This window comes from Mycobacterium sp. ACS4054 (assembly GCF_001667275.1).
Classification (GTDB): Bacteria; Actinomycetota; Actinomycetes; order Mycobacteriales; family Mycobacteriaceae; genus Mycobacterium.
This window is the reverse complement of record NZ_LZHV01000031.1, coordinates 13,439-29,806: the sequence shown is the minus strand read 5'-3', so window position 1 is coordinate 29,806 and position 16,368 is coordinate 13,439. Positions and strand designations below refer to the sequence as shown.

The following is a 16,368-nucleotide window of genomic DNA, read 5'->3' as shown; positions in this document are numbered from 1 at the left end:
CCCTGCGGGGTTCGCCGGGCCATCGAGAGTAGCGTCACGGCTCATGAACCCCGAGTGCGTCGCGTCTCAGGGTGACATCACGGCCGAGATCGCCGCCATCGCAGCCGAATACCGCGGGCCGGAGCCCCAGCCCCGGCTGCACTACCCGCCCTACCGCGGCACCGTCCTGCGCCATCCCCAACGACCCCTGGTGCCGGTGGATCCCGAGGAGGTCGAACGCTGGGCGCCCTGCTTCGGCCACCAGGACGTCGACCCGCTCGACGCCGACCTGACGGCGGGCCACCCGGGCGAGCCCCTCGGCGAACGCGTGATCGTGGCCGGCCGGGTGCTCGACGGATCCGGCAGGCCGGTCGCGGGCCAGCTGGTCGAGATCTGGCAAGCCAACGCGGGTGGCCGCTACCGCCACCAGCGCGACCAGCACCCGGCCCCGCTCGACCCGAACTTCACCGGCGCCGGCAGGTGCCTGACCGGGCCGGACGGTTCCTACCGCTTCCTGACCATCAAGCCGGGCCCGTATCCGTGGCGCAATCACCACAACGCGTGGCGCCCGGCGCACATCCACTTCTCCGTGTTCGGGACCGCTTTCACCCAGCGCCTGGTCACCCAGATGTACTTCCCGGGAGACCCGATGTTCGACCTCGATCCCATCTTCCAGTCGGTCCTCGAACCCGCCGCGCGGCGACGGCTGATCGCGCGCTACGACCACGACCTCACCGAGCCGGAGTACGCGACCGGCTACCGGTGGGACGTCGTGCTGGCCGGCGCCGCCCGGACGCCAACCGAGGGCGACGATGACTGAATTCCCTTGCACCCCAGGGCAAACGGTCGGCCCGTTCCTGGACCTCGGGCTGCCGTTTCCGGGGGACAGCGCGCTGGTCGGCGATGGACACCCGCAGGCGGTGCGGCTGCACGGCACGGTCTACGACGGCGCCGGCGACGGCGTCGGCGACGGCCTGGTCGAGCTGTGGCAGGCCGACGGCGCCGGCCGCATCCCGCGGCAGGCCGGATCGCTGCGCCGCGACACTTCGGCGTTCACCGGGTGGGGCCGCTGCGCGACCGATGCCGACGGTCGTTACGCATTCACCACCGTGGTGCCGGGTTCGAGCGCCGGAGCGCCGCCGTTCTTCGCCCTCACCGTATTCGCGCGGGGTCTGCTGGACCGGCTGTTCACCCGCGCCTACCTGCCCGGCGGCGACCCGGGTGCCGACGCCCTGCTGGCCGGCCTCGACCCCGAACGGCGCGCCACCCTGCTCTGTGATCACGAAAGCGACTGCCGGGCATACCGTTTCGACATCCGGCTGCAGGGTCCGCGTGAGACAGTGTTCCTGGCATACCGGGGCGGTGGGCGATGACCAACCTGTTGTGGCCCGGGGATCACCGTGCCGGAGAGCACATGACGGACCGGGCGCTCCTGCAGTCGATGGTCGCGGTGGAGTCCGCCTGGCTGGACGCCCTCGTCGCCGAAAACTTGGCCCCACCCGCGTGCGCCGGGGCGGACCTGCCAATGCTGTTGACCGCCAACGATTGTGAATCCCTGGCAGTGGCCGCCGAGGACGGCGGCAACCCGGTCATCGGCCTCGTCGGGCTGCTGCGCCAACGCGCCGCGCCGGAAGTCGCGCCGTGGATCCATCGGGGCCTCACCAGCCAGGACGTGCTGGACACCGCTGTCATGCTCGGCGTGCGCGAGGTCGCGGGGGAGCTCGCCGCACAGCTCAGGGGTCAGGTCTCGACGCTGACCGAACTCGCCGCCCTGCACTGGAGCACTCCCATGGTGGCGCGCACGCTTGGCCAGCACGCCGCGCCGACCACCTTCGGCGCGAAGGCGGCCGTCTGGCTGAACGGCGTCGTGGACGCCTTCGAGGGATTGTCCGAGTTGGTCGTGCCCGCCCAGATCGGCGGTGCCGCCGGAACATTGGCCGCCACCACCGAGCTGGCCGCGCTGCTCGCCGGCGCGGCCGACCCCGCCGGGGTTTCCGCCGGACTGGCGCACAGCGCGGCGACGGCCCTGGGTTTGGTGGTCCGAATGCCTTGGCACACGACACGAACACCGGTCACCGCGGCGGCCGACGCGTTCGTCGGCTGCACCGACTCGTGGGGCCGGATCGCCGCGGACGTCGTCACCTTGGCCCGGCCGGAGATCGGGGAACTCGGCGAGCCGGGCGGCGCCAAGCGCGGGGGTTCGTCGTCGATTCCGCGCAAACGAAACCCGGTGTTGTCCATCCTCATCCGCCGGACCGCGCTGTCCGGCCCGCAGCTGGCGGCGACCCTGCACACCGCCGCGGCGCTGGCCAACGACGAGCGGCCCGATGGCGCCTGGCACGCGGAGTGGGACACCCTGCGGATCCTGGCCCGGCGCACCGTGGTCGCCGGATCCCAATGCCGCGAATTGCTGGCCGGGCTGACGGTGCACGCCGATCGAATGTACGAAAACCTCGACGCGGCAGATGTTTTGGGGGAACAGGAAGCGATCGCCGAGCTGGCGGGTAAGGCCGCGTCGCCGACCTACTTCGGTGCGGTGGACCGGCTGATCGACGAGAGCCTGGACCGGGCGCGGCGGGTGATCGGTCAGCGCTGATAGATGCTGGCCAGCCAGATGTGCAGCAGCGTGTCGACGGCGCGGTCCTCGGGCATCGCCTCGTCCTCCCCGGTGAACGTCGCGGCCATCACCCGCTCGCTGAGCATGTTGAGCGCGACCGACAGCTGCTCGGCGGGGACGGTGTCGGGGGCCGCGCCCCGCCCGCGCTCGGCCTTGATGGCCGTCGTGGTCAGCGAGATCCACCGCTGCATGAGCGCGGACCACAACTGCCGCACCTCGGGGTTGGTCGCCTTCGCCGCGGCGCCGGCCACGGCGACCGCCGGGTGCGAGCCGGAGACCTCGAAGAACGCCTCGATGCGGGCCCGCCAGAGATCCGCGGGGTCGCCGGTCGAGATGCCGCCGAGCGTGCTGAGGGCCGCGTGCGCCTTGCCGTTCATCTGGTCGAGCAGCGACAGCAGCACCGCGTTCTTCGATCGGAAATAGAAGTAGAAGGTGGGACGCGAAATTCCGGCGCCTTTTGCTAGGTCGTCCACCGAAAAGTCGGCCAGCGGCCGTTCCTGGAGCAGCCGCTCGGCCGTGGCCAGGATCGCTTGCTCGCGGTCGTCACCGGAGTGCGGTGACGACCGGCGGCCCCGCGAGGCGTGCAGGAACTTGGTTCGTGTCGGCAGGTCGGACACGCCCGTTACTGTTGGGCACGCCGATATACGCGAACGAAACGGTTGATTACGCGCAGCAATAATGTCGATTAAGTTCGGCGCTTTGTTTGCGGGTGCCGACGCATTTGCTGGCCGCTTCATCGTGTGGGGCGGGCCGCGCCCAGGCCGACGAACTGCCCGGGGAATCGGGACTTCCGCCCCTACTGCGGCCCAGGCGCTCGATGGTCGCATCGAGTGATGACGAAGAACGACGACGCCACCAAGGCGTGCCACATCGACGTGCTGGTGGAAGAGCGCGACGAAAAGACCCGGGCGAAGGCGCGGCTGTCTTGGCAGGGCAAGACGCTGGTCGGCGTCGGCCGGGCGCGGCTCGACCCGGCCGACGAGCCCGTGGCCACGATCGGCGACGAGCTCGCGATCGCCCGCGCGCTATCCGACCTGGCGAATCAGCTGTTCGCTGCGACATCGACCGACATTCAAGCCAGCACGCACGAGCCCGTCACGGGCCTGCATCACTGACCGGGTGACGCGATGAGACAACACCGCTGCGACGGCCACTACGGACGCATCCAACCTGCGACCTGAAACGCCGATAGGCCAACTGAATCCGCGGCGGTCCCGGCGTCCCCCTGTCCGGGACCGCCGCCCCAAGCTTCGCCCCTCCTAGCAGCGAACGAGCCGGTATTGGGGCGTCAGGATTCGTACAGAGCCTGGAGGCGGTCGGTGAACTTGTCGATGACCACTTTGCGCTTCAGCTTCATGCTTGGCGTCAGATCGCCTGACTCGACGGTGAATTCGCGGTCGGCGATCGTGAACTTCTTGATCTGTTCCCAGCGATTGAGTTCGGTGTTCAAGGCGTCGATGTAGCCGGCGATCAACTGCTGGGTCTTGTCGTCGCGCGCGATGTCGGCGAAAGACTTGCCCGCCAAGCCGTTCTTGTTGGCCCAGTCGGTGATCGCCTCGGTGTCGAGACTGACCAGGGCGACACAGTACGGCTTGGCCTCCCCGTAGACCACCATCTCGCTCACGTACGGGCAGCAGCCCTTGAAACGCGCGTCGATCGCCGACGGCGCAACGTATTTGCCTTGTGAGGTCTTGAACATGTCCTTCTTGCGGTCGGTGATCCGCAGGAATCCATCGGCATCCAATTCGCCGATGTCGCCGGTGTGGAACCACCCGTCCCCGTCGAGCGCTTCAGCGGTGGCGTCGGGTAGGTCGTGGTAGGCGGTCATCAAACCCGGCCCCTTGAGCAGGATCTCGCCGTCGTCGGCGATCTTCACATCGGTGGCGGGGAATGGCCACCCGACCGTACCGAATCGATAAGCGTTGGGGCGGTTGATGAATGACGCGGCGGCGGTCTCCGTCAGCCCGTAGCCCTCCAGCACGATGATGCCCACGGCGTCGAACCACTGTGCGACGTCGCGGTCCAGCGCGGCGGCCGCGGAAACGAAGAACCGCAAGCGGCCGCCAAACCGCTCGCGGATGGTGGTGAACACCAGCCGGTCGGCGACCTTGTAGGCCAGCGACGATGCCAGCGAGGGCTTCTTCCCGGACTGTCGCGCCTCCGAGACGTTCTTGCCGACCCCTATCGCCCAATCGAAGATCATTTTTCTGAGCCGGCCGCGCTCGGCGGCCATGTCCTGGATGCGCGCGTGCGCCTTCTCGAAGATGCGCGGAGCCGCGCCCATGATGGTCGGCCGCAGGGCCGCGAGGTTGTCGATGATCCGCTCCACGCGGCCGTCGATGGCGGTCGGGAAGCCAATCTGCAACGGCAGCGCGAGCATCACCTTGCCGAACGCGTGCGCCAGCGGTAACCACAGGAAGTTGAGGTCGTCGGGGCCCAGGATGCCCAGCGAGTCGATGGCCGCCGCGGTGTACGTCCATGCCCCATGCGTCAGCCGCACGCCCTTGGGCCGACCGGTGGTGCCGGAGGTATAGATGAGGCTGGCCAGGTGGTCGGGACCGACGGCCGCGACCCTGTCGCTGACGGCATCGGGCGTGTCCGCGAGTAGTTGCTTGCCCAACAGATCGAGGTCGGCGAGGGAGATCACCCAGTCGCCGTCGCCGTTACCGTCGATCATGACGACCTTGCAGACGGCGGGCAGTTCGGCACGATGCTCGATCAGCTTGTCGAGCTGGGTCTGGTTTTCGGCGATTACCACCCGGCTCCCGGAATTGGCGACGATGTAGGCCACATCGGTGGCGTTCGTCGTGGGGTAGACGGTCGTGGTCGCGGCGCCCGCACACATGATCGCGAAGTCGGCGAGGACCCACTCGTAGCGCGTCGCGGAGGCGAGCGCGACCCGGTCCTCGGGCGCGATCCCCAGCGCGATCAGCCCCGCGGCGAGGTTGTTGACGCGTTCGCCGACTTGCTGCCAGGTCACGCTGGCCCAGGTGTGGTCCTGTGGATAGCGGAAGGCCTCCGCGTCGGGAGTGGCGGCGACCCGGTTGACGAACATCTGTGCCACCGACGGCGCGCGGTTCTCGATCTTGCGGAGGTCGGGCCTCTCCATTGAGGCCAGTGGTGCATTCATAACGCGAATCCATTGTTGCCGAAACGGATACCGATGACGTGGCGCACCGGCATACCGTCGATCCTGCGGAGCGTGGCGGTTATGCGGTAGTGACGAAAGTCATGTGGGGGGCGGCAAACGTCCCCGTGCGCGCTGCGACCGATCGGACTCCGGTCAGTCGGCCAACGCGATCTCGATGGACAGGCACTCCCCGAGGGCGTGCGCCGCGGACCAATCACCGCCGCGAACCGCGCGCTCGAGGTCGTCGACCAGCGGGCTGTGCGCGCCCAGCTCCGCCAACCACGCGGAGACGGTCGCGGGAATTTGATGGGCGGGCACCCGAGCGATGTGTCCTGCGTGGAGGCGATCCGTCAGCTGGTAGATCGTGGCAGTGGGCCTGCGTTGCGGCCAATGCTGCCGCCACTTCGCTGTATTCATGTTCCCTCCCCGTTAGCCTTAACGATCCATCCGACCAGTCCCGAGGGGCCGGGCGTAGAGGCCAAGAGCACGACTACCGAAAGGCTTTGGTCTTGCTTGCGGCCTGCCGAAGTCCCGGTCCGACAGGGTCTTTTGTCACTGCGGTCACCTACTTACTTCTCCGGCGATGGCGATGCGGGTCGCGTACCGTACATCGGGATGGTGCATCGCCACGTTACTCGTTTCGAGTTCCCCAAATTACGAAATCGGCGAGATGACCGCTTTAGCAATGGATTCGCAATCGGGGTGTGATTCGGGCCGGGGACTCGAGCTGACAGGTGGGCCGATGTGAGGGCTGTCCGCGCCGAAGAACTCGCGGGCCTGCCCGTATTCACCGACATCTCGGCCGAGGACCTCAAGACGTTGGCCGCCCTTCTCGAGCCCCTGCACGCGATGGCCGGCGAGGTCCTGATGCGGCAAGGGGAACGAGCGGAGTCTTTCGCGATCATCGCGTCCGGCCGCATCGGGGTGCGGCACGTCGGATCCAAGGGCCGGGTCACGGTCACCGAGCTGTCGTCGGCGACGATCGTCGGGGAGATCGCGTTGTTGCGGCACGCCACCAGAACGGCGACGGTGACGGCGGTGGAGGACGTGCGCGGGTACATCGGATACGGCGCCGCCTTCGACCGCATGCTGACCATGCCGGTCATCGCCGACCGAATGCTGCGCACCGCGCGGCAGCGGCTCGCCGCATACGTCGCCCCCATCCCGGTGACCGTCAAGGACGGTGCCGTGCTCTCGCTGCGGCCGGTACTGCCCGGTGACGCCGAGCGGTTCAAGAGCAGCGGTTCATTCTCCCGGGAGACCCTGTATCGCCGGTATCAGGGTGGCGCTCCCACCGATGCGCGGCTGACCTATCTCTTCGAGGTCGACTACGTCGACCACTTCGTCTGGGTGGTCACCGACGGCGTGGCAGGCCCGGTCGTCGCGGACGCCCGCTTCGTCCGGGATCAGGACGACGCCACCTCGGCAGAGGTCGCGCTCACGGTGGCGGACGGCTACCAGGGGCGCGGGATAGGCACGCTGCTGCTCGGCGCGCTCGCGGTCGCGGCGCGCGTCGACGGCATCAGGCGCTTCCACGCCCGCGTGCTGTCCGACAATCCGCCCGCGCGCGCGTTGGGCGAGAAGGTGAACGCGCACTGGGCGCACGAGGAGCCGGGCGTGGTCACCACGACGGGGGAGATCCCGCGTTACCGGGATATCCCCCTCGATCGCGTTGTGTATCAACAGATCCGGTTGGTGGCCCGTCAGGTGATCCACGCGTTCGACTAGGGCAAGCTGCCGGCCGGGCGTGTCTACTCGTCGTGCTTGCTCACGGCGTGGCCGGCACTGCGGACGACGCTGCGGAAGAACTCCATGCGTGCGGTGACCAACTCGTCGGCCAGGTCCAGGGCGGCGTCGACGACGGTCTTGCGTCGTGACTGCTCGGGTAGCACGGGGCTGACCTGGTCGACGAACTTGCGGACCGCATCGATGGCTTGCTTGCGGCCGGTTTCGACAGATTCCAGCACATCATCGGACAATTCGGCCCATCGCGGTTCGGTCTTTTGCGGCGCCTCGCTCATGATCTGACTCCTAGGAAGCGTCTGGGGAGATTGGGGCGGCTCTGACGTTACGACCGCCCGGGCAGCGGCGCGAGTGACTAAGGACCCTTCGCGCCTGGTCATAGGACCCGGGCCGGTCAAATCGTCGGGTTGTCGGGCAAGGACTTTCGGGGGCGCGACCGGGCCGTAAGTCCCTAACACGCCGTTTTCGGCGCCTGCTAGTTTGCCACCATGGCGGTACCGACCGACGACGACGGCGTTTCCCGACGCCCGGGCGGCGCTTTGCCGCTGAGTCCACCCACCGGCTTGAGCAGCGCCGTCAAACCGTTCACGAGCACCGGTCGCTACCTGGCCGAGTCGTGGCGCGATTACCTCGGGCAAGCGCCCGACGAGCTTCCGATCGCGCGGCCCACCCTGGCCCTGGCGGCGCAGGCGTTTCGCGACGAGGTCGTCCTGATGGGTCTCAAGGCGCGACGCCCGGTCAGCCGCCCCGAGGAGTTCGCGCGCATCACGAACGAGGTGGTTGCCGGGCTGAAGTTCTACGGTGACCGGGGATGGCTCGACCGTCCGAAGAGATTCTTCGGTGCGCCCCCGCCGCTGTCGGACGTCACCGTGCGCGAGGTCAAAAAGGGCAGGCGTTCCTTCTACCGCATGTCTTTCGACAGCGGGTACCGGCCGCGTTCGGGCGAACCCGGCGCGGATCGATGGATGGGTTACACCGCAAACAACCGCGAGTACGCCCTGTTGCTTCGCCATCCGCAACCGCGGCCCTGGCTGGTATGTATTCACGGAACGGAAATGGGCAGGGCCGCATTGGATCTCGCGCTGTTCCGGGCCTGGCGGTTGCACGCGGAGCTTGGACTGAACGTGGTCATGCCCGTCCTGCCGATGCACGGGCCCCGGGCCCGGGGTCTGCCGAAGGGGGCCGTGTTTCCGGGCGAGGACATCTTCGACGACGTGCACGCGACGGCGCAGGCGGTGTGGGACATCCGGCGGTTGCTGTCCTGGATACGCCGGCAAGAGCCGGAATCTCAGATCGGGTTGAACGGTCTATCGCTCGGCGGCTATATCACCGCATTGGTCGCGAGCCTCGAAGCCGGGCTGACCTGCGCGATCCTCGGCGTCCCGGTCGCGGACCTGGTCGGGTTGCTGAGCCGGCACTCCGGGCTAGGCCCCGAAGATCCCCGACGTCAGACCTTCGAACTCGCGGAGCCCATCGGGCGGATGACGTCGCCGCTGTCGCTTGCACCGCGGGTCCCCATGCCGGGGCGTTTCATCTATGCCGGGGTCGCCGATCAGGTGGTACATCCCCGCGAGCAGGTGGTCCGCCTCTGGGAGCATTGGGGCAAACCCGAAATCGTTTGGTACCGCGGCGGTCACACCGGATTCTTCCGCGCGCGACCGGTACAGCGGTTCGTCGAGGCGGCTCTGCAGCAGTCGGGCCTGCTGAACGGGGCCATGACCGAGCGCGACCGTCCCGCTTAGGCGCAGAGGCCGAAATGAATCCGCTGGATCCGCTGGACGCGGCCATGATGACCGCGGAGTGGGTGTCCAGCCCGATGCACGTCGGCGCCGTGCTGATCCTGTCGCCGCCCGACGACGCCGGGCCCGACTACGTCGAAGACCTGCATCGCAAGACGCTCGCGGCGAACGACCCGATCGATCCCCGGCTGTGCAAGTACCCGCACCGCGGTGCGGACACCGGGGGCGTGTGGGTGTGGCGGCACATGGATCCCGTTGACGTGAGCCAACATTGCCAACGTCGCACGGTGTCCGGCGACGGGTTCTGGCGGCTGATCGGGGAGCTGGACGCGCTGCGCCTGGACTGGAGCCGGCCGATGTGGATGTCGTATCTGATCGACGGCCTCGACGATGGGCGCTTCGCCTTCTACATCAAGGTGCATCACACCGTCACCGACGGGGTGGCGGGCTTCCAAATGATCACCGACGCCCTGAGCGATGATCCCAGCCGCCGGTCCATGCCCCCGTTCTACGCCGACTGCCGCCCCCAACCCGCGCCCTCGTCTTCGGGCGGGCTGGTGTCCCGCCTGGTCGCGCCGCTGCGGGTGTTGACGGGCGCGGCGGCGTCGGGTGCGGGGCTGATCGGCAAGGTGGCCACCGGCGAGATCGCAACGGTGCTCGACGCTTTGGTCGGGCACACCACGGTGCTGCCCCTGGGCGCCCCCTTCACGCGGTTCAACGGCCGCCCGGGCCCCGAACGCGCGGTCGCCGCGGGCAGCTGGGCACTCGAGCGCATCCACGCGGTGCGCGAGGCGGCCGGGGTGACCGGCAACGACGTGCTCACCGCGATGGCGGCCGGCGTGGTGCGGCGCTGGTTGAGTGATCACGGCGAACTGCCCAATCGGTCCCTGGTGGCGGCGTGCCCCGTCACGGTGCGCGACCGCGACCACGACGTGCCGGACGACCAGCACGGCAACCGGTTTGGATTGTGGATGTGCCCGTTGGGCACCGACCTGGACGATCCGAAGGCCCGGCTCGATCTGATCCATCGGTCGATGTCGGAGGGCAAGCAGTGGGTGTCCAAGCGGGGAGCGGCGGCATCACTGCTGACCAACGCCGGAAGCATCGCCGCGACGGCCATCGGCCCGTTGCTGCCGTTCACACCGAAAATCCGTACCGGGTACAACCTGCCCATCTCGCACGTTCGCGGCCCCTCGGCCCAAATGTATTGGAACGGCGCGCGTATCGAGGCGATGTACCCGGTGTCGACGGTGTACGACGGCCACGCGCTCAACATCACGACGTGCCTGTACGCCGATCGGGTCGGATTCGGCTACGCCGCGGGCCGCGACGTGGTGCCCGATATCGAGACGCTGATCCCGTGGACCGAGGAATCCCTTGCCGAGTTGGAAAGCATTGTGGGCGTTGCTAATTGAGGCCTAACGTGCATCACCCGGGTCCGAGGCCGAGGATGCGTTCCAAGACGGTGTTGGAGAGATCGCCATCGTCGGCAACGCGGGAGAGGCCGCGGCGCCGAAGGAATGTGTCGAGGCGGCGGTCGGGGGACCAGTCGGCATAAAACGGTCCGAGGTAGTGCGACTGCAGGAATTCGCAAGCCAGGGCGTCCACGTCAGAGTCGGTCAGCAACAACGGTGAGATACCCCCCATGCCGTCTTACTCCTTTGGTCAACCGCATCAGCCAAGTTACGGCAGCGGGCGCCGTTAAACCGTCACGGCTGGATTGCGGATCGGGGCCAAAGTCATCACCGGAGGGCAGTGCCCGCGCCGGTACAACCGCCCCGCGCGGGGTCCAACGACTCTAGTGGCGACGGCGGCGTCGACCTACGTTCGGGTCAGAGGCGGCCCTCGAACCGCCTCCCCTCAACGACTTTGGAGGTTCGAGGTGCGCGACGCGATCCCACTGGGGCGGATCGCCGGCTTTCCGGTGAACCTGCACTGGAGCGTGCTGGTCATTTTGTGGTTGTTCACTTGGAGCCTGGCCAGCACGCTGCCCTCCAGCGTCGGGGGTTATTCGCCGGTCGCGTACTGGGCGGCCGGCGCGTGCGGTGCGCTGGTGCTGCTGGCGTCGCTGGTGGCGCACGAGCTGGCGCACGCCGTCGTCGCCCGCCGCGCCGGGGTGCCGGTGGGCAGCGTGACGCTGTGGCTGTTCGGCGGCGTGACCACGCTGGGCGGCGAGGCGAAGACGCCGGCGGCGGCGTTGCGCATCGCGATCGCGGGTCCGGTCACCAGCCTCGGGCTGGCGGCCGTCTTCGGCGGCCTGGTAGCCGCCCTGCCGGCCATGGGCGCCAGCCCGATCGCCGTCGGGGTCGCTTCGTGGCTGGCCGGCATCAACCTGCTGCTCGGGCTGTTCAACCTGTTGCCGGGCGCCCCCTTGGACGGTGGCCGGGTGCTGCGGGCCTTCCTGTGGCGCCGGCACGGGGACAGCGTGCGCGCCACCATCGGCGCGGCCCACGCCGGGCGGGTGGTCGCGTTCATCCTGATTGCGTTGGGATTGGCCGAGTTCCTGGTCGGCGGTGTCGTGGGCGGTGTGTGGCTGGCCTTCATCGGCTGGTTCATCTTCGCCGCCAGTCGCGAAGAGGAGACGCGGATTTCGACGCAGCAGATGTTCGCCGGGGTACGCGTCGCCGACGCCATGACCGCGCGGCCGCACACCGCCCCAGGCTGGATCACCGTCGACGATTTCGTGCAGCGCTATGTGCTCGGCGACCGGCATTCGGCGTACCCGGTCGTCGACCGGAGCGGGTCGGTTACGGGGCTGATCACGTTGCGGCAGTTGCGGGACATGGCGCCCGGGCGGCGCGCCACCGCCACCGTGGGCGAGGTGGCGCAACCCCTGCAGGACGTGCCGTCCGGCGCGCCGCAGGAGCCGCTGACCGCCCTGCTGGAGCGGATGGCCCCCGCCGGCCCCCGCAGCCGTGCGCTGGTGTTCGAGGGCGACGAGGTGGTCGGCATCGTCACGCCTACCGACGTGGCTCGGCTCATCGAGGTGTATCGGCTCGCCCACCCAGAAGACCCGAAACGGGCGTCGGCGCAGAGCATTTGAGCGGATGGCTCTACGCGGGGGAGGTGCCGGTTGTGATCGTCGGCCGCCTTTCTTTTCTACAAAAATTTATTGTGTAAACTCTTGGCCCATGGCGTGCGTGCGCGCGGGATTTGCGGGTTGGGCGGCCAAGACGCCCCCGGCCGGTGTAGACACGCCTTGGGTGGCCGCTCGATCGAGGGCCGGCCAAGCAGAAGGAGCGTGAGGGTCCCGTGAAGTTGCCGCCGAGGTCGACCGGCGAATCCGCCAGCCGCCGCCGCGAGGTGCTGCGGATCCTGCGGGCGTCACCCGATGCCATGAGCATCGCCGCCATCGCCGAGGTGCTGGGCGTGCATCCCAATACCGTCCGCTTCCACCTCGAGAGCCTGGTCGGCCAGGGCCAAGTGGAGCAGGTCGAGCTGGACCGCAAGGGGCCGGGCCGTCCACCCCTGATGTTCCGCGCGGTGCGGCAGATGGACCGCGGCGGCACGCGGCACTATCGCCTCCTCGCCGAGATCCTCGCCGTGGCGTTCGCCGGCGAGCGGGACGCCGGTGCCAAGGCCTTGGCCGCGGGCCGCGCCTGGGGCCGAAAGCTGGAATCCAGCCTGGAAGCGGTGCCGCCGAAGGCCGCCAACGCCGCCGACGCCATCGACCAACTGGTGGACATGCTGGACGAACTCGGCTTCGCACCCGAGCGCCGGAAGTCCGATGGCGAGCAGCAGGTCGGGCTGCGGCACTGCCCGTTCCTGGAATTGGCCGAAGACCGGATGGCCGTCGTCTGCCCGGTGCACCTCGGCCTCATGCAGGGCGCCATGGAGGCGTGGGGCGCGCCGGTCTCGGTCGACCGGCTCGACGCGTTCGTCGAACCCGATCTGTGCGTGGCGCACCTGGCGCCGCAGAAAGTGGCCAAATGAGCGTCGGGCCCGCGGTCGCCGTCGCGGTGACGTTCGTGTGGCTCGGCATGGTGCTGGCCATTTCGTTCCTGGAGGCACCGCTGAAATTCCGCGCGCCCAACGTGACCTTGCAGATCGGGCTCGGCATCGGGCGGCTGGTTTTTCGCGCCCTCAACACCGTCGAGGTCGCCTTCGCCCTGGTTGTGGCGGCGATCGTGGTCGCCGGCCCGTCGCGGGCGGGCGTCGCCGCTGCGATCTTCGTCGCCATCGGTGCGCTGGCGGTGCAATTGATCGCGGTGCGGCCCCGATTGACGCGCCGATCCGACAGCGTGCTCGCCGGGGCGCAGGGGCCGCGCTCGCGGGCCCACTACGTGTACATCGGCTTGGAAGTGGTCAAGGTCATCGCATTGGTGGTGGCGGGGATACTGCTATTGACGGCCTGATCGCGTCCGCTCAACCGCAAAGGACTCAGCTATGGAATCGATCTCGTTGACCAGCCTCGCGTCCGAAAAGCTGGCCGAAGCCAAGGAATCGCACAGCGGGCGGGCCGCCCACACCATCCACGGTGGCCACACCCACGAACTTCGGCAGACCGTGTTGGCTTTGCTTGGCGGCCATGACCTTTCCGAACACGACAGCCCCGGCGAGGCGACACTGCAGGTCCTGCAGGGTCATGTCCGCTTGACCACCGGGGGCGACGCGTGGGAGGGCAAGACCGGTGACTATGTCGCCATCCCGGCGGTGCGGCACGCGCTGCACGCGGTCGAGGATTCGGTGGTCATGCTGACTGTGCTCAAGACCATTCCCTCGGTTCACTAGCCGGATGCTCGCCACGCGCTGGTCGAGGGAATTCGGGCTGCGGGTCCCGATCGTCAACGCGCCGATGGGTGGGGTCGCCGGCGGCCGGCTGGCCGCGGCGGTCACCGCCGCCGGCGGTCTGGGCATGGTCGGCATGGGCAGCGTCGCGACGAGGGAACTGCTGGCGGCCCAGCTGCGGCACGTGCGGGGGACCTTCGGCATCGGCCTGGTCGACTGGGTGATGCGCACCGAGGCGGGCCTGCTGGACGACGCCCTGGCCGCACGGCCGGCGCTGCTGTCTGTCAGCTTCGGGACCGACTGGTCGTGGGTCGCCAAGGCCCACGACGTCGGAATCCCCACGGCGACACAGGTATACGACGGCGTCGGGGCGCGGCAGGCGGCCGACGCCGGCGTCGACATCCTGGTCGCCCGGGGTGCGGAGGGCGGCGGCCATGGCGAGACGAAGCTCGCGACGCTGCCGTTGCTCGACACCGTGCTGGACGCCGTCTCGGTGCCCGTGCTCGCGGGTGGCGGTGTCGCGTCGGCGCGCAGCCTGGCCGCCGTGCTGGCCGCCGGGGCGAGCGGGGCGTGGGTGGGGACCCGCCTGGCAGCGTGCCCTGAGGCGCTCTCCGGCGACGGCAGCCGCCGCGCGCTGATCGCGGCGCGGGCCACCGACACCGCGGTCACCCGGGCGTTCGACGTCGCCCAGGCCCGGCCGTGGCCCGCGCGTTTCCCGTCGCGCGTGCTGACCAACGACTTCGTCGAGCGCTGGACCGGCAAGGAGGACGCGCTCGACCCGCAGGCGTGCGACGAACTCGAGGCCTCGATCGCCGCCGACGATCGCCGGGTGGCCCCGGTCGATGCCGGTCAGGGCGTCGGGATGATTCGCGACGACGCGTCGGTGGCCGAGGTGATCGACGAAATGTGTTCGGGCGCAGAGCGTTTGCTTAGGGCCTGGGTTACCTAGCGCCAGCCTAGCCCTCGTTGCGGGTGACCGGTCGGCTCAGACCCCGCGCAGATAGCGTTTGGCGATGACGCGCTGGGCCACCGCCACCACCGGCCTGGCGGCCTTGCTCCACCAGGTCGCCGGCCGGGAGAACGCCGTCACCTCCGCGAACACCGCGGAGGTGGCGGGGTCGCGCCGGACGACGAAGCGTTCCTCGCCGGATTCCGGATGCCCCGGCAGGGTGCCGTAGGCGAATCCGCGCATGTCGGGTTCGTCGATGACGTACACCACTCGGCACGGCGCGGGCAGAAAACCCATGCGCACCAACACAACCGTGCCGACCTCGGCGACCTCCGAGCTGGCCCGCACCCGCAGGCCCGCGCCGTGCTGCATGCCCCACCGCATGACGGCGTCGGCGGCCTTATCGAAGCGCTCCTGTCCCGTGCCGATCTGTTTCTCGGTGTGCAGGTGGCCGTACCCCGCGGGCAACGTGCCGGACGCGGTCGCCCCCACCTCGGAGTAGGTCAACGGCAGTTCCTCGAGCGCTCCTAGGTCCACTTGCCCAGCTTGCCACGCCGGGATGCGCGGCGGATTTCCGGCGTACGGTCGTAAAAGTGACCGCACAAAACTCGAAAACCGTTGCAGAATCGTCCGGAACGTTCACACTCGGCGGCGACCTGACCATCAACCGACTCGGGTTCGGCGCCATGCGCCTGACCGGCAAGGGCGTCTGGGGTCCACCGGCCGACCGGGACGAGGCCGTACGGGTGTTGCGCCGGGCCGTCGAACTCGGGGTGAACTTCATCGACACCGCCGACTCCTACGGCCCCTACATCGCCGAGGAGATCATCCGCGAGGCGTTGCACCCCTACGACGGGTTGGTCATCGCCACCAAGGCGGGCCTGCTGCGCACCGGGCCGGACGTCTGGATCCCGCTGGGCAACCCGAGCTATCTGCGCCAGGAATGCGAGATGAGCCTGCGCCGCCTCGGCGTCGAGACCATCGACCTGTTCCAGCTGCACCGCATCGACCGCGACTTCCCGCTGGCCGATCAGGTGGGCGAGCTGGCGGCGCTGAAGAACGAGGGCAAGATCCGCCACATCGGCCTTTCCGAGGTGAACGTTGATCAGCTCACCGAGGCCCAGCGGACCACCGAGATCGTGTCGGTGCAGAACATGTACAACCTGTCGGCCCGGGGCGCCGAACCGCTGGTGGATGCCGCGACCAGCCAGGGCATCGGGTTCATCCCGTGGTTCCCGCTGGCCGCCGGGCCGCTGGCCGCCACCGACGGCCCGCTGCAGCGCATCGCCGCCGAGCACCACGCAAGCCCGTCGCAGCTGGCGCTGGCCTGGTTGCTGAAGCGGTCGCCGGTGATGCTGCCGATTCCCGGCACGTCGAAGGTGGCGCACCTGGAGGAGAACGTCGCCGCCGCCCAGATCGAGCTGAGCGACGACGAGTTCGAGGCGCTGTCGACCGCCGGAGGTCAGAACACCGTCTGACCACC

The 16,368-nt window shown here is 68.9% G+C and carries 19 protein-coding genes; 13 read left to right on the top strand and 6 right to left on the bottom strand.

Annotation, left to right across the window (positions count from 1 at the left end; all coding sequences use genetic code 11):
- The first annotated feature begins 43 nt into the window (after positions 1–43).
- The 3 genes from pcaH to A5730_RS06195 are packed head-to-tail and all read left to right on the top strand — an operon-like array spanning position 44 to position 2,575.
- Positions 44–799, top strand: a complete 756-nt coding sequence (pcaH, locus tag A5730_RS06205; RefSeq protein ID WP_067897071.1) for a protocatechuate 3,4-dioxygenase subunit beta — start codon at positions 44–46, stop codon at positions 797–799.
- Positions 792–1,352 carry a protocatechuate 3,4-dioxygenase subunit alpha gene (gene pcaG / locus A5730_RS06200; RefSeq protein WP_067897068.1) on the top strand — a complete coding sequence of 187 codons (561 nt, stop codon included), beginning with the start codon at positions 792–794 and terminating at the stop codon, positions 1,350–1,352. Before pcaH ends, pcaG begins: the two co-directional genes overlap by 8 nt.
- Positions 1,349–2,575, top strand: coding sequence for a lyase family protein (locus A5730_RS06195; RefSeq protein ID WP_067897065.1), 1,227 nt, complete (start codon positions 1,349–1,351; stop codon positions 2,573–2,575). Before pcaG ends, A5730_RS06195 begins: the two co-directional genes overlap by 4 nt.
- On the opposite strand, the gene A5730_RS06190 is transcribed toward A5730_RS06195, so the two are convergent.
- Complete coding sequence (locus A5730_RS06190) at positions 2,566–3,213, bottom strand: TetR/AcrR family transcriptional regulator (protein ID WP_067897062.1); 648 nt, start codon at positions 3,211–3,213, stop codon at positions 2,566–2,568. The two genes, A5730_RS06195 and A5730_RS06190, sit on opposite strands and share 10 nt — an antisense overlap.
- A 216-nt stretch (positions 3,214–3,429) precedes the next feature.
- Here A5730_RS06190 and A5730_RS06185 point away from each other — a divergent pair, with 216 nt between their 5' ends.
- Complete coding sequence (locus tag A5730_RS06185; protein ID WP_067897061.1) at positions 3,430–3,711, top strand: DUF1876 domain-containing protein; 282 nt, start codon at positions 3,430–3,432, stop codon at positions 3,709–3,711.
- A 173-nt stretch (positions 3,712–3,884) separates the two neighbouring features.
- On the opposite strand, the gene A5730_RS06180 is transcribed toward A5730_RS06185, so the two are convergent.
- Positions 3,885–5,726 (bottom strand): long-chain fatty acid--CoA ligase, encoded by a 1,842-nt coding sequence (locus tag A5730_RS06180; RefSeq protein WP_067897059.1) that lies wholly within the window; start codon positions 5,724–5,726, stop codon positions 3,885–3,887.
- Positions 5,727–5,879: 153 nt separating this feature from the next.
- On the bottom strand, positions 5,880–6,143 hold the full coding sequence (locus tag A5730_RS06175; RefSeq protein ID WP_067897057.1) for a hypothetical protein: 264 nt from the start codon (positions 6,141–6,143) through the stop codon (positions 5,880–5,882).
- Between the two features lie 327 nt (positions 6,144–6,470).
- Here A5730_RS06175 and A5730_RS06170 point away from each other — a divergent pair, with 327 nt between their 5' ends.
- Entirely contained in the window at positions 6,471–7,454 is a 984-nt protein-coding gene (locus tag A5730_RS06170) for a GNAT family N-acetyltransferase (protein WP_067897052.1), read from the top strand.
- 23 nt (positions 7,455–7,477) lie between these two features.
- Here A5730_RS06170 and A5730_RS06165 read toward each other — a convergent pair whose 3' ends face one another.
- Entirely contained in the window at positions 7,478–7,747 is a 270-nt protein-coding gene (locus tag A5730_RS06165) for a hypothetical protein (protein ID WP_067897049.1), read from the bottom strand.
- Between the two features lie 210 nt (positions 7,748–7,957).
- On the opposite strand from A5730_RS06165, the gene A5730_RS06160 reads away from it, so the two are divergent.
- Both A5730_RS06160 and A5730_RS06155 read left to right on the top strand, forming a co-directional pair.
- Positions 7,958–9,211 (top strand): S9 family peptidase, encoded by a 1,254-nt coding sequence (locus A5730_RS06160; RefSeq protein WP_067897046.1) that lies wholly within the window; start codon positions 7,958–7,960, stop codon positions 9,209–9,211.
- 14 nt (positions 9,212–9,225) lie between these two features.
- A complete protein-coding gene (locus A5730_RS06155; RefSeq protein WP_067897042.1) occupies positions 9,226–10,623 on the top strand; it encodes a wax ester/triacylglycerol synthase family O-acyltransferase in 1,398 nt (465 codons plus the stop codon).
- A 13-nt stretch (positions 10,624–10,636) separates the two neighbouring features.
- On the opposite strand, the gene A5730_RS06150 is transcribed toward A5730_RS06155, so the two are convergent.
- Complete coding sequence (locus A5730_RS06150; protein WP_197506184.1) at positions 10,637–10,831, bottom strand: hypothetical protein; 195 nt, start codon at positions 10,829–10,831, stop codon at positions 10,637–10,639.
- A 259-nt stretch (positions 10,832–11,090) separates the two neighbouring features.
- Between A5730_RS06150 and A5730_RS06145 the strand changes: the two genes are divergently transcribed.
- From A5730_RS06145 to A5730_RS06125, 5 genes are all read left to right on the top strand, one after another.
- The gene (locus A5730_RS06145; RefSeq protein ID WP_067897037.1) at positions 11,091–12,251 is read left to right on the top strand and encodes a site-2 protease family protein; all 1,161 of its coding nucleotides are present in this window, start codon (positions 11,091–11,093) and stop codon (positions 12,249–12,251) included.
- A 209-nt stretch (positions 12,252–12,460) separates the two neighbouring features.
- On the top strand, positions 12,461–13,141 hold the full coding sequence (locus A5730_RS06140; protein WP_067897034.1) for a metalloregulator ArsR/SmtB family transcription factor: 681 nt from the start codon (positions 12,461–12,463) through the stop codon (positions 13,139–13,141).
- Complete coding sequence (locus tag A5730_RS06135; RefSeq protein ID WP_067897031.1) at positions 13,138–13,563, top strand: hypothetical protein; 426 nt, start codon at positions 13,138–13,140, stop codon at positions 13,561–13,563. The genes A5730_RS06140 and A5730_RS06135 overlap by 4 nt, the downstream gene beginning before the upstream one ends.
- 31 nt (positions 13,564–13,594) lie before the next feature.
- The gene (locus tag A5730_RS06130) at positions 13,595–13,939 is read left to right on the top strand and encodes a cupin domain-containing protein (protein ID WP_067897029.1); all 345 of its coding nucleotides are present in this window, start codon (positions 13,595–13,597) and stop codon (positions 13,937–13,939) included.
- Positions 13,940–13,943: 4 nt separating this feature from the next.
- The gene (locus A5730_RS06125; protein ID WP_067897028.1) at positions 13,944–14,885 is read left to right on the top strand and encodes a nitronate monooxygenase family protein; all 942 of its coding nucleotides are present in this window, start codon (positions 13,944–13,946) and stop codon (positions 14,883–14,885) included.
- Between the two features lie 36 nt (positions 14,886–14,921).
- On the opposite strand, the gene A5730_RS06120 is transcribed toward A5730_RS06125, so the two are convergent.
- Positions 14,922–15,422 carry a DUF1990 family protein gene (locus A5730_RS06120; protein WP_067897027.1) on the bottom strand — a complete coding sequence of 167 codons (501 nt, stop codon included), beginning with the start codon at positions 15,420–15,422 and terminating at the stop codon, positions 14,922–14,924.
- A gap of 56 nt (positions 15,423–15,478) precedes the next feature.
- On the opposite strand from A5730_RS06120, the gene A5730_RS06115 reads away from it, so the two are divergent.
- A complete protein-coding gene (locus tag A5730_RS06115; protein ID WP_067897022.1) occupies positions 15,479–16,363 on the top strand; it encodes an aldo/keto reductase in 885 nt (294 codons plus the stop codon).
- The last annotated feature ends 5 nt before the right edge of the window (positions 16,364–16,368 follow it).